The organism is Polaromonas sp. JS666 (genome assembly GCF_900103405.1).
Lineage (GTDB): Bacteria > Pseudomonadota > Gammaproteobacteria > Burkholderiales > Burkholderiaceae_C > Polaromonas.
Genome location: NZ_FNHX01000013.1, coordinates 32,139 through 44,883 on the forward strand (window position 1 = coordinate 32,139; position 12,745 = coordinate 44,883).

Annotated in this window: 12 protein-coding genes; 3 read left to right on the plus strand and 9 right to left on the minus strand. The window is 65.6% G+C overall.

Annotated features, from left to right (window positions below; genetic code table 11):
* Positions 1-35 precede the first annotated feature (35 nt).
* Both hemE and priA read left to right on the plus strand, forming a co-directional pair.
* Positions 36-1,145, plus strand: a complete 1,110-nt coding sequence (hemE, locus tag BLQ85_RS21525) for a uroporphyrinogen decarboxylase (RefSeq protein WP_074580012.1) — start codon at positions 36-38, stop codon at positions 1,143-1,145.
* 376 nt (positions 1,146-1,521) lie between these two features.
* Entirely contained in the window at positions 1,522-3,729 is a 2,208-nt protein-coding gene (gene priA, locus BLQ85_RS21530; RefSeq protein ID WP_074580013.1) for a replication restart helicase PriA, read from the plus strand.
* 35 nt (positions 3,730-3,764) lie between these two features.
* Here priA and BLQ85_RS21535 read toward each other — a convergent pair whose 3' ends face one another.
* The 3 genes from BLQ85_RS21535 to BLQ85_RS21550 form a co-directional block, all read right to left on the minus strand.
* Complete coding sequence (locus BLQ85_RS21535) at positions 3,765-4,400, minus strand: nuclease-related domain-containing protein (protein WP_217631838.1); 636 nt, start codon at positions 4,398-4,400, stop codon at positions 3,765-3,767.
* A 69-nt stretch (positions 4,401-4,469) separates the two neighbouring features.
* Positions 4,470-4,913 (minus strand): hypothetical protein, encoded by a 444-nt coding sequence (locus tag BLQ85_RS21540; RefSeq protein ID WP_074580015.1) that lies wholly within the window; start codon positions 4,911-4,913, stop codon positions 4,470-4,472.
* Between the two features lie 648 nt (positions 4,914-5,561).
* A complete protein-coding gene (locus tag BLQ85_RS21550; protein WP_074580017.1) occupies positions 5,562-6,326 on the minus strand; it encodes an ArsR/SmtB family transcription factor in 765 nt (254 codons plus the stop codon).
* A gap of 104 nt (positions 6,327-6,430) precedes the next feature.
* Here BLQ85_RS21550 and BLQ85_RS21555 point away from each other — a divergent pair, with 104 nt between their 5' ends.
* Positions 6,431-7,717 (plus strand): MFS transporter, encoded by a 1,287-nt coding sequence (locus BLQ85_RS21555; protein WP_074580075.1) that lies wholly within the window; start codon positions 6,431-6,433, stop codon positions 7,715-7,717.
* A 6-nt stretch (positions 7,718-7,723) separates the two neighbouring features.
* On the opposite strand, the gene BLQ85_RS21560 is transcribed toward BLQ85_RS21555, so the two are convergent.
* The 6 genes from BLQ85_RS21560 to BLQ85_RS21585 all read right to left on the minus strand — a co-directional run bounded on the left by BLQ85_RS21560 (position 7,724) and on the right by BLQ85_RS21585 (position 12,596).
* Positions 7,724-9,022, minus strand: a complete 1,299-nt coding sequence (locus tag BLQ85_RS21560) for an RNA polymerase sigma factor (RefSeq protein WP_074580018.1) — start codon at positions 9,020-9,022, stop codon at positions 7,724-7,726.
* A 6-nt stretch (positions 9,023-9,028) separates the two neighbouring features.
* Complete coding sequence (locus tag BLQ85_RS21565; protein WP_074580019.1) at positions 9,029-9,460, minus strand: YciI family protein; 432 nt, start codon at positions 9,458-9,460, stop codon at positions 9,029-9,031.
* Between the two features lie 31 nt (positions 9,461-9,491).
* The gene (locus BLQ85_RS21570) at positions 9,492-10,037 is read right to left on the minus strand and encodes an SRPBCC family protein (protein WP_074580020.1); all 546 of its coding nucleotides are present in this window, start codon (positions 10,035-10,037) and stop codon (positions 9,492-9,494) included.
* Positions 10,038-10,209: 172 nt separating this feature from the next.
* Positions 10,210-10,983 (minus strand): YciI family protein, encoded by a 774-nt coding sequence (locus tag BLQ85_RS21575; protein WP_074580021.1) that lies wholly within the window; start codon positions 10,981-10,983, stop codon positions 10,210-10,212.
* Between the two features lie 77 nt (positions 10,984-11,060).
* Positions 11,061-11,486, minus strand: a complete 426-nt coding sequence (locus BLQ85_RS21580) for a YciI family protein (RefSeq protein WP_074580022.1) — start codon at positions 11,484-11,486, stop codon at positions 11,061-11,063.
* A gap of 156 nt (positions 11,487-11,642) precedes the next feature.
* Positions 11,643-12,596: an AEC family transporter gene (locus BLQ85_RS21585; protein ID WP_074580076.1), complete on the minus strand. Its 954-nt coding sequence runs from the start codon at positions 12,594-12,596 to the stop codon at positions 11,643-11,645.
* Positions 12,597-12,745 lie beyond the last annotated feature (149 nt).

Here is a 12,745-nt window from a genome sequence, read left to right on the forward strand (position 1 = left end):
AGCGGGAGCCGCCCCACACCTGAGACAATTGGTGCATGTTCGCACCCCTTCAAAACGACACCTTTCTGCGCGCCTGCCTGCGCCAGGCCACCCCCCACACCCCCGTCTGGCTGATGCGCCAGGCCGGCCGCTATTTGCCCGAATACCGCGCCACGCGGGCCCAGGCCGGCAGCTTCATGGGCCTGGCCACCAACACCGACTACGCCACCGAGGTCACGCTGCAGCCGCTGGAGCGCTACCCGCTGGATGCCGCCATCCTGTTCAGCGACATCCTGACCGTGCCCGACGCCATGGGCCTGGGCCTGTCTTTTGCGCTGGGCGAGGGCCCGCGCTTTGCCACCCCGGTGCGCGACGAGGCCGCCGTGGCCAAGCTGCAGGTGCCGGACCTGGCCAAGCTGCGCTATGTCTTCGACGCCGTCACCTCGATCCGCAAGGCCCTGAACGGCCGCGTGCCGCTGATCGGCTTTTCGGGCAGCCCCTGGACCCTGGCCTGCTATATGGTCGAAGGCGCGGGTTCCGACGACTACCGCCTGGTCAAGACCATGCTGTACCAGCGCCCCGACCTGATGCACAAGATGCTGGCCGTCAACGCCGACGCGGTGGCCGCCTACCTGAACGCGCAAATCGAGGCCGGCGCCCAGGCCGTGATGATTTTCGACAGCTGGGGCGGCGTGCTGGCCGACGCGGCCTTCAAGACTTTCAGCCTGGCCTACACGGCCCGGGTGCTGGCCCAGCTCAAGCGCGAGCACGAGGGCGTGAAAATCCCGCGCCTGGTCTTCACCAAGGGCGGCGGCCAGTGGCTGGAAGCCATGGCGCAGCTCGATTGCGAGGTGCTGGGCCTGGACTGGACGGTCAACCTGGCCAAGGCGCGCGCGCTGGTCGGCGAGCAAGGGCCCCAGGCCAAGGCACTGCAGGGCAACCTGGACCCGAACGTGCTGTTCGCCAACCCGGCCCAGATCGAGGCCGAGGTGGCCGCGGTGCTGGACAGCTTTGGCGCCCCCCATACCGATACCAGCCGGCCTGGACCCACCCATATTTTTAACCTGGGCCATGGCATCAGCCAGCACACGCCGCCCGAGAGTGTGGAAGTGCTGGTAAACGCAGTGCACGCTCACTCTCGCAGCATGCGCACCGCGCGTAGCTGAATCCTTTCGCCTGCCCCTTATTCCAGCCGGCCCGGGGCGTATTTCCACCATGGCTAGCACAAAACCGGGCCCCCGCCGGCTGGACTTATGCACAAAAATCTTGTTGCGCCGCCGCAATGCAAGCACCCCGGTCCACCTCGCGCTATCAAAGCAATAGCGTGCGTAAGTTGTTGATTTATATAGAGACTTTAAATTGCTTTTTTTGCGGGCAATTTAAGAAAAGCCTTGATTTACAAGGCTTCGCGCCCCTCGCCGACAAGCTGTCAACAAAGTTATCCACAGAAAATCTGGAAATCTGTAAAGTGGCGCCAAATCAAGGACTTAGCGCATTGTCTGGATGTATTCCTCAAGAATTAAACACATTTAGTTACTCTGAATGAGCTATTGGCTGCAAGTCGTCGTCGCGGCGCCCGCGCACAGTTCCATCGCCGGGCCGCTGACTTACCAGAGTGAGTCGCCACTCGCCGTGGGCTCGCTGGTGCGCGTGCCGCTGGGCCGGCGCGAGGTGCTGGGCGTGGTCTGGGAGCTGCTGGCCGACAGCGGCACGCTGCTGGAAATGCAGACGCGCCACGTGGCCGGCGTGCTGGAAGGCCTGCCGCCGCTGTCAGCGACCTGGCGCAAGCTGGTGCAGTTCACCGCCGCTTATTACCAGCGCTCGCTGGGCGAGGTGGCGCTGGCGGCGCTGCCGCCCCAGCTGCGCGACCTTAGCAATGTGCAGCTGGCGCGGCGGCTCAAACGCCCCATGGCCGACACCCGCGGCGAGCAGGCCGGCGGCCGGTCGCTGGTGCTGAGCGCGCAGCAGGCCGCGGTGCTGGCCGAATTTGACGCCGATACCCGGCCCGCGCTGCTGTTCGGTGCCACCGGCAGCGGCAAGACCGAGGTCTACCTGCGCGCCGCGGCCCGCGTGCTGGCGCTGGACCCGGCCGCCCAGGTGCTGGTGATGGTGCCCGAGATCAACCTCACGCCGCAGCTCCAGTCGCGCTTTGAAGCGCGTTTTGCCCACCTGGGCAAGGAGCGCGTGGTGGCCCTGCACAGCGGCCTGACGCCGGCCCAGCGCCTGAAAAGCTGGCTGGCGGCCCATGCCGGCCATGCGCGCCTGGTGCTGGGCACGCGCATGGCGGTGTTCGCCTCCATGCCCAATTTGCGCCTGATCGTGGTCGACGAGGAACACGACCCCAGCTACAAGCAGCAGGAAGGCGCGCGTTATTCGGCGCGCGACCTGGCGATTTACCGCGCCAAGATCGAAACCGAAGACGCCACGCACGAGCACGGCCCCTGCCGCGTGCTGCTGGGCTCTGCCACGCCCTCGCTGGAAAGCTGGCAGGCCACGCTGGCCGGCCGCTACCAGCGCCTGGTGATGGATGAGCGCATTGGCACAGGGACAACACCCTCCACCGGCGAAGAGGTCGCCCCCTACTCCGCCGGGCCGCAAGCCGAGCCCTACATACCGCCCAAAACCGGCGAACCCGCCCCTTCGGGCGACGCCGGCAGCCTGCCCACGGTACGGCGCGTGGACATGAACCACCAGCCCAAGCACTGCATCATCGCGCCGCCGCTGCTGGACGCGATTGCGCAGCGCGTGGCGCGCGGCGAGCAGTCGCTGATCTTTTTGAACCGGCGCGGTTATGCGCCCGTGCTGGCCTGCCATGACTGCGGCTGGAAAAGCGAATGCCCGCATTGCAGCGCGTTTCGCGTCTTCCACAAGATAGACCGCACCTTGCGCTGCCACCACTGCGGTTTCACCGAGCGCGTGCCGCGCGCCTGCCCCAGCTGCGGCAACATCGACATCGCGCCCGTGGGACGCGGCACCGAGCGCCTCGAAGAACACCTGGCCGAACTGCTGGCCGGCGTGAAGCGGCCCGACGGCGAGCCGGTGCGCATCGCCCGCATAGACGCCGACAGCACGCGGCTCAAGGGCGCGCTCGAATCCCAGCTGGCCAGCGTGCATGCCGGCGAGGTCGACGTGCTGGTCGGCACGCAGATGATCGCCAAGGGCCACGACTTCCGCCACATCACGCTGGTCGCCGCCATCAACCCCGACGGCGCGCTGTTTTCCAGCGATTTCCGCGCGCCCGAGCGCCTGTTCAGCCTCTTGATGCAGGCCGGCGGCCGGGCCGGCCGCGACGCGCGCCACAGCGGCGCCAGCGAAATGTGGGTACAGACCTTCCACCCCGAGCACCCGCTGTTCGCGGCGCTCAAACAGCACGACTACGCGGGTTTTGCCACACAGCAGCTGGCCGAACGCGAAGCCGCCGGCATGTCGCCCTTCGGTTTTTCGGCGCTGGTGCGCGCCGAGGCGCGCACGCAGGAAGTGGCGCAAGGTTTCCTCAACGCGGCCGCAGCCCAAGCCGAGGCGTTAGAACTCACCGGCAACGGCCAGGTCACCGCCTACCCGGCCGTGCCCATGACAATCCAGCGCGTGGCGAACATCGAGCGCGCGCAAATGCTGGTCGAAAGCCCCTCGCGTGCGGCGCTGCAGCGCTTTCTGGCGGCCTGGCAGCCGGTGCTGTTTGAGACGCGCCAGCAGGCTGAATTTAAAAGCCTGATTCGCTGGGCGATTGATGTGGATCCGATTGCGATTTGATGGGGTGATGGGCGAAGCTTGTTGGACGTCAAGGGTCAGACCGAACCGCCATGCCTCCTCCTGAGATTCTCAATGTGCTCAACATCCGTTTCATTGGTGATGGCAAGGCGTGCAGTCTCTAGCCGCCCCACACAGAACTGCATTCGATTCTGAGACATGACCGCGGTGCTTTGCTCGCGGATGTAGTCCACGAATTCCGGAAGACTGACTACTCCAGGAGGAACCTCCGTCTTGAATTCAGCGTCTCCGGTGAAAACCACGACCGATTTGACGCAATCGGCAGGAAGAAAGTCGAGCAACTCTTGCACTGCCCTGACGTGCCGGAAGTTCTGAAAAATCGGATTCTGAAACTGGGACTTTCGATTAAATAAGACCTGCGTCCAGTTTGCCTGCTTGCTATTGGCGAAGATCCAGCCGTTGTAGTTCTTGGTTTCTATGACAAAGATCCCGAAGCACGAGACAAGGATGTGGTCAACCTGGGTCGTTCCGTCCTGCAACTGCAAGGTGATGTGATTCATCAGGTGATAGTCGGGTCCAATGAAGTGCGCCCGAATCTCGCGCGAAAGGCGAGTCTCTCCGTCGTTCTGGAATGAGAATACAGACGGCCGGCTGCTATAGCCCATTAAAAAGCCGATGGCGAGTCCGATCAGAATGCAGATGAGGATATCCACGCTTCTTGTGCGACCTAGCGTCGGAGTTGCCCTGTGCAATGCCGTTGTATGTCCGCGTCAAACGACCTGTTACACGTCATTCGCAAAGACTCGCCGTTTTTCGACAACTATGTCAGCGGGCAAGTCGCCGTTGTCCGATGCGCGCAGAGACACCTCGACCTCCCCTGGGTTTTCAGGATCATCGAACTCCTTCATCACTACCCCGTGAGCGGTGAGCTCGCCTTCGTCGACGACGAAGACATACCCGTCTTCCATGCCGCCGCTGGTCGCGAAATGACATGCAACCTTTTCCACTCTGGTGAAGGAAACCCAACAACCGCCGTATAGACCACTCTCGATATGGTGCGCCCTCACCGCATTGTTCTCGGAAGCTACCCGCTCGAACTGCCCCTTGCGCTCGCGAACCGTTCCATCGCGGTGCATCGTGACAGCGTTGCTTGACCCCTTCGGCCGAAGCGCGCCCCCGTTCCGCTCGTCGTCGGCGTCACACACGCCGCGGTAAAGATGAGCCATCGCACCCTACGACGTACAACGTTCCACGTAAAGAGCAGCCACAAGTGGGCGAAGCCCGCTCGTGGACGTCCCCTTGACGGACGGGTTAGGCACCTGACGCTCCCAACTGTCTGAGCTGAATTTCAAGCTGCTCCGGCTCGGCGGTGAGTTGATGCTCCATGACCCCTGAAATTGGCTGCCACCAAGTCGGAACGAGTGAAGAAGAGTGCTCATATGCTTTGCAGAAGGTACACCACTCCCAGCACGCCCCAACGCCGGAATAGCCGGGACGAGAGAGCTTGGGTGAAGCTTTGCCATAGTACCTATGGAGGCCGCTGTGTCCGCAGCAGGGGCAGGCGGCAGACAACTTGAGGCCCTCAGTCGAGTCCGCAAAAACTTGCTGCCATTGGGCTCGACTTTTCTCTGGAACGCCACTCCACTTTGCCATTGTTGAGGTGCCTAACATAATGTATACGGCAAGGTGCCGCAGCATAACTTGGCGAGTTCACCCACAAAAACTGGCATTGAGACTTGTCTCAGTTTTCCCCGTTAAAAATAGCGAAAGACCCAACACTTGCATCAATGATGCGCTCCAGATTCTCAGCGATTCTCGACCAAATGCCTTGGTTTGAGCATCCCCTCATCTGAGGAAGGCCCAATGCGAAGGGTTCAGGCGGCGCGTAACGCGGTCCCTGCCCGCGCAGGAAGCGCATCCCCCTCCGTCACCTGCCGCCAGCTTTCCTGCCCCATCCAGCCACGCAACGCCATCACGCCCCTGGGCGTGATCTCCAGCGCGCGCATGCCCTGGCGGCGCATCAGCCAGCCGCTGTCCAGGCAGTGCACACAGATCAGCGTGCCTAGCTGCCCGGCGACATGAAAACGCCGCTCACTCCAGTCCAGGCAGGGCCGGCAATAAGGCCGTCGGGTGTTGGTGGCCACCGGCGAGGCTGAGAGCTCAATGCCCAGGCGCGCCAGCACGGCGCCGGCCTTGTCGGTCAAATGGCCGGCTTCGCCGTCAAAAACCATCGCGCCGTCGGCCAGAAGGTGCTGGGCAATGGCCACGCCGAGGCGCCCGGCGATGTGGTCGTAGCAGCTGCGTGCCAAACGCATGGCGGCGTCCTTGGGGCCGGGCACCACCGCGCGGCGCACGGCTGGCGCGTTCTGCGCCGCGAGTTGCGTGATGCCTTCGAGCACGCGGGCCACCTCGGGCGAGGCCAGCCGGTGGTAGCGGTGCCGGCCGCGCTGCTCCACGCGCAGCAGGCCGCCTTCGACCAGCAGCGCGAGGTGGCGGCTGGCAGTCTGCGGCGAGACATTGCCGGCGCCGGCCAGTTCATGGGCGGTGAGCGAACGGCCGTCCAGCAGCTCCATCAGCATGGCGGTGCGGGCCGGTTCGCCGACCAGGGAGGCGATATGGGCTATCTGGTTGGTGTTCATGCTGCAACCTTAGCAGTATCAAGAAGGCCATGCTTCGCTCCAGGGCGAAGCATTGCAGGCCCTCTTCACCGCACCATGGAGCCATGCCCTTCAAGGAAAAACCCATGGAACTGCCCCTCACCCCCACCCTGCAGCCACCCGCACCGCGCCCCTTTTTTGGCGCGACCGTGGTGCGCGCCGCCTTTGTGCTCGCGATCTTCGGCTGGGGCCTGGGTTTTTACAGCCCGGCGATTTTTTTGCATGCGGTGATCGCGCGCACCGGCTGGGCGCTGCCACTGGTATCCAGCGCTGTGACTTTTCACTTTTTGTTCGGCGCGGGCGTGGTGGCCTGCCTGCCGCGCATCCATGCGCGCCTCGGTGTGGCCGCCAGCACAGCTATGGGCGCCGCCGCGCTGGCGCTGGGACTGATGGGCTGGGCTTTGGCCACGCAGCCCTGGCAGTTGTTCGCGGCCGCGCTGCTGACGGGCGGCGGCTGGGTCACCATGGGCGCGGCCGGTATCAACGCCATCATCTCGCCGTGGTTTGCGCGCGGCCGGCCCATGGCGCTGGCCAAGGCCTATAACGGCGCCAGCCTGGGCGGGGTGATTTTTTCGCCGCTGTGGGGAGCGCTGATTGGAGCGATGGGCTTTACCGCCGCCAGCGTGCTGGTGGGTGCCACCATGCTGACCGTGGTGCTGGGCCTCAGCTTTTTTGTGGTGGCGCAGACACCCGAGCACCTGGGCCAGCGGCCCGACGGCGATGCGCCGGGTGCGCCTTCGCCCAGCCTGACCTCGGCGCAGGCCAGGCCGCTGCCGGGCTGGCTGCTGTGGCGCGACCGCGGCTTTCGCACGCTGGCCGCAGCCATGGCGCTGAGCCTGTTCGCGCAGGCCGGCCTGATCACACATCTGTATTCGCTGCTGGTCTTTGCGCTGGGCGCCCAGGGTGCGGGCCTGGCGATGGCGCTGGCGACGGCCTGCGCCATAGGCGGGCGCACGGTGGTCGCCAAATGCATGCCGGCCGGCGCCGAGCGACGGCTGGTCGCGAGCGTGAGTTATGCGGTGCAGATTGCCGGCTCGCTGGCCTTGGCCTGCGCGGCGGAACAGCAAAGCGCGCTGATCCTGCTGGGCGTGGTGCTGTTTGGTGTCGGCATAGGCAACGCGACCTCGCTGCCGCCGCTGGTGGCGCAGGTGGAGTTCGTCAAAGAGGACGTGGCGCGTGTGGTGGCGCTCATTGTCGCCATGTCGCAGGGTCTGTGGGCACTGGCGCCGGCGACGTTTGCCTTGCTGCTGGTCAGCGGCAGCGGAGCCCCGGCGCACCTGGGCGCGGGCACAGGCCTGTACTTCGGCGCGACGGTGTTGCTGCAGCTGGCGGCGATTGCCTGCATGCTGGGCGGGCGCAAGCCCGCGGGCTGAGGCGTTTCAGGACAGGCGTGGCCTGGCGCCCGGCTCGCAGGCCGCGGCGCGCGCCAGCAGCAACTCGCGTTCACGCAGGTTGCGTGTCAGCGAGGCGGCGCGTTCGAACTCGGCATGGGCTTCGTCAAAGCGGCCCAGCTTGAACAAAAAGTCGCCGCGCACGCTGGGCAGCAGGTGGTAGTTTTTCATCAAGGGCTCGGCCAGCAGCGCATCGGCCACCTCCAGCCCCGTGGCCGGGCCGAAGGCCATGGCCAGCGCCACGGCGCGATTCAGTTCCACCACCGGCGAGGGCGCGAGCTGCGCCAGCGCGTCGTAGAGTGCGGCGATGCGTTGCCAGTCGGTGTCGGCGCCGGTGGGCGCGCGCGCGTGGCAGGCGGCGATCGCGGCCTGCAGCGCATACGGCCCCAGCGCGCCGCCCAGGGCCTCGGCGCGCGCCAGCGCGGCCAGGCCGCGGCGTATCAGGATGTGGTCCCAGCGCGCGCGGTTCTGGTCCAGCAACAGAATCGGTTCGCCCGAAGGCCCGGTGCGCGCCTTGGCACGCGAGGCCTGGATTTCCATGAGGGCGACCAGGCCGTGCACTTCGGGTTCCTGCGTGGCGAGTTCGGCCAGCACGCGCCCCAGCCGCAAGGCCTCGTCGCACAGCGCGGGCCGCATCCAGTCGCCGCCCGAGGTGGCCGAGTAGCCTTCGTTGAAGATCAGGTAGATGACCTCCAGCACCGAGGCCAGCCGCGCGTTGCGCTCTTCGGGGCCGGGCACCTCAAAAGGCACGCGCGCCTCGGCCAGGGTGCGCTTGGCGCGCACGATGCGCTGGGCCACGGTGGGCTCGGGCACCAGGAAGGCGCGCGCGATCTCGTCGGTGCTCAGGCCGCCCAGCAGCCGCAGCGTGAGCGCGATGCGCGCCTCGGTGGACAGCACCGGGTGGCAGGCCGTGAAGATCAGCCGCAGCAGGTCGTCGCCGTAGTCGTCCGCGCCGTCGTCGCCGGAGCCGGGCTCGTCTACGTCGGCAAAAGCCATGTCCTGCTCCATCTCGAGTTCGCGGCCCAGCTCTTCATGCTTGAGCGCGAGCAGCTTGCGCCGCCGCAGGTAATCGATCGCGCGGTGCTTGGCGACGGCCATGAGCCAGGCGCCCGGGTTGTCCGGCACGCCCGTCTGGGGCCAGCGCTCCAGCGCCGTGACCAGCGCGTCCTGCGCGATCTCTTCGGCCAGGCCCACCTCCTGCACCATGCGCGCGACCTTGGCGATGACCTTGGCCGACTCGATGCGCCAGACGGCGTCGATGGCGCGGTGGGTTTCATGGGATGCCATGCAGCCTCAGGCGCCCTTGTTTTTTCCGCTCGGCGCCTGCTGCATCTCGGTGAAGCCGGCAGCGGCCTCCTGCACGTCGGGCGGGAAGTCGCTCATCTCCTGCACCTGGCGCACTTCGATGACCTCGTTTTCACCGCCTGGGCAGCGCGAAGCCCACGCGATGGCTTCGGCGCGCGAAGCCACATTGATTATCCAGAAGCCGCCCAGCACCTCGCGGGCCTCGGCAAAGGGGCCGTCGACCACGTGCGGCTTGCCGCCGGGAAAGCTCACGCGCGCGCCCATGGAGGGCGGGTGCAGGCCTTCGAGCGAAAGCAGCACGCCGGCTTTTTGCAACTCCTCGTTGTATTTCATCATCGCGGCCACGGCGTCGGCGCTGGGCAGGGTGCCGGCGGCGGCGCTTTCGTAGCCTTTGGGGATCATCAGCATCATGAATCGCATATGAAGACTCCTTGGGTATGGGGTGGGTGGGTCAGCCTTGCTTTTCCGCGGCGGCCTTCATGGCGGCCAGGCCGGCTTCAAAGTCCTTGCCCACCATCTTGTCCATGTCGAAGAAGACATGCATGACCCGGGCCATCAGGGGCGCGGGGCCGGCCATCTCCCAGCTCACGGTGCTGCTGCCACCGGCCTGCGGCTGGATGCTGAACACCACCTTGTTGTGGGCCTCGAAGGGCTTGCTGAAGTTGAGGTCTATCTTGACGAGGGAGGACGGCTGGGACTCGGTGATCAGCATGTCGCCGACGCCGACCTCCTTGCTGTCCCAGGCGTAGGCCGCGCCCTTGCCGGCCGCCGGGCCGCTGAAGCTGCGCTTCATGGCCGGGTCTTTCTTCTCCCAGGGCGACCAGGCGCCCCAGTTTTTGTAGTCGTTGATCAGCGGAAAGATTTTTTCAGGCGGCGCCTGGATGCTTGCCTGGCGCTGGACGCGGAAGGTGTCGGGCTTGCCGGAGGCCAGCACCAGCACGGTCACGACAAAAAGCAGCACCAGGACGGCGGCAATGATGGCAATGGTCTTGAACATAAAAATCCCCTTTTTTGGTGTTCGTTCACTTCATGAATAGGCGAGCGCCGGGTTCAAGGGGCCGGTTCGGCCCGCAAAAAAACGTCTGCTCACCGCTACGACGAACGGAAAACGCGAAATCGACACGCCCGACCAAAAAAATTTCAAAAATTTTTGGCCGCGGCCCTGAAGCTCAGGCCATGCCGAAGTCGGCGGCTTCATAGAGCAGCCGGATTTCGACCTCGACCTCTTCGGTGTCGCTGAACGGAAACGGGTAGCCCAGGGCCCAGTCCACCGCGGCTTGCAGCGAGCGAGCCTGGATGATCCAGAAGCCGGCCAGCAATTCCTTGGCTTCGGCAAAAGGCCCGTCCATCACGCTTGGTTTACCCCGGGTGAATTTAAGGCGGGAGGCGCTGGCGCTGGGCTTGAGGCCCTCGCCCATGAGCAGCACGCCGGCCTTGACCGCATCGTCATTGTGTTGGGCCATGCGCCCCAGCCACTGGCTGTCGGGCACGGTGCCGGCTTCGGCCCTGTCGTTGGCCTTGAGCAAGATCATGAAGCGGCGAAAGCCTTCGGGCAGGGCCGGCGCGCCTTCGCCGCTGACACCACGCAGGCCGCCGGGGCAGCCGCCCTCGCGGATTTCCAGCGAGCTGTTGCCGTCGGCGTCTTCCTGCGGCCAGCGTTTGAGCCATTCGATGACTTCCTCGCGCGAGGCGGCTTCCACCATGGTGAAGCCGGCGATCAACTCCTTGGACTCGGTGAAGGGGCCGTCGGTCACCGTGGGTTTGCCACCCGAAAAGCGGATGCGCGCGCCCTTGGAACTGGGCTGCAGCCCTTCGCCGCCCAGCAGCATGCCGGCTTTGGCCAGTTCTTCGTTGTAGGCGCCCATGGCGACCAGCAGCGCGGGGCTGGGCAGTTCGCCGGCTTCGGTCTCGGCATCGGCTTTGCGCAGGATCATGAATTGCATGCTCAGGGTCTCCTCGGGGTGGCTGCACCTTGCTGCCGTCCCCCCGGTTTTTACCTCAAACGCAAGACCCGCGCGTTTCAGCGCTGCGCCTCGACCTGGCGGCGCAGGCGCTCCTCGGCCTCGCGCAACTCGGGCGTGAACTCGGCGCCGAAGTCTTCGGCCGAGAACACCTGGCGGACCTCGATTTCGGCTTCGCTCTCCGGCGGAAAGGGGGCGCGCTTGACCCACTCAATCGCCTCTTCTTTCGACGAGACCTGCAGCATCCAGAAACCGGCCACCAGCTCCTTGGTTTCGGGGAAAGGCCCATCGACCACGGTGCGCTTGCCGCCGGAAAACTTGACGCGCGCGCCCTTGGAACTGGGGTGCAGGCCCTCACCCGCCAGCATGACGCCGGCCTTGACCAGCGATTCGTTGAACTTGCCCATGTCGGCCAGCAGTTGTTCGCTGGGCATTTCGCCGGCTTCGCTGTGTTTGTCGGCTTTGACGAGGACCATGAATTTCATATCGGACTCCTTTGGGTTGGGAGCGCTTGCCGGGACAGCCCCGGCAAAAATGCCGCTCTACCGGTACGACGAACGGCCGGTGGGCAAATCGACAATATGGCGACGTCTTTTTTTTCGGCTTTTTTGTAACAGCGCCGGGACACCGACGTGCGGCGCTCAGGTCAGCAGGGCCACGGCCGCGGAGAAGCTGAAAAAGGCCAGCACGGTGGACAGCAGGATGATGCGCGCGATGCGGCCGTTGTCGGCGCCGAAGCGCTCGGCCAGCAGCGCGACATTGCTGGCGCTGGGCAGGGCCGCCACCAGCACGATCACGATGAGCGCGGAGCGCTGCAGCGGCACGCCCAGCGCGATGGCGCCCAGCCCCACCGCGCCCACCAGCAGCGGGTGCAACACCAGCTTGACCAGGGCCACCGGCACATAGTCCCTGAGCGGCGTGGCCTGCGTGCTGTTCATCTGCGAGCGGGCCAGCACCGCGCCTATGGTGAACAGCGCCACCGGCGAGGCCGCGTCGGCCAGCAGTCCCACGGTCTGCATCACCGGCCCAGGCAGGGCCAGGCCCAGGCCGGACGACAGCGCACCCAGCACGATGGCCCAGGGCATGGGGTTGAGGGCCACGCCCTTGAGTGCGTTCTGCGCGGCGACCTCGGCGCCGTGGATGTCGGCCGAATCCAGCCGCGACAGCGCGATGCACAGCGAACTCGTGACCAGCAGGTCGACCAGGATGGTGACGATGGCCGGGCCGGCGGCCTGCGCGCCCAGCAGCGCCACCAGCAGCGGCACGCCCATGAAACCGGTGTTGGGAAAGGCCGCGACCAGCGCGCCGAAGGAGGCGTCGTTCCAGGCGATGCGCCCCTTGCGCGTGAACATCACGGTGAAAGCCACGATCAGCAGCGCGCACAGCAGGTAGACCGCCACCAGGCTGGCGTCCAGCAGTTGCGCCACCGGCGTGCCGGCGCCGAAGCGGTAAAGCATGCAGGGCAGCGCGAAATACAGCACAAAGGTGTTGAGGCCGGGAATGGCCAGCTGCGGAAGCAGGCCGCGGCGCGCGGCAAGATAGCCGCACAGCACCAGGGCGAAAAAGGGGAAAGTGACAAAAAGAATACTGAGCACGGCGCTGATTGTCGCCCAGGGCTGCGCAGGATGCCGGCAGCGCGGCAGGCCCGGCAACCGAATCGCTCGCGCAGCCTGGAGAAAAAAAGGGCGCAAAAAACAACGGCTTGCGCAGGTGGCGCCTGCGCAAGCCGCTCTAGCGATTGAAT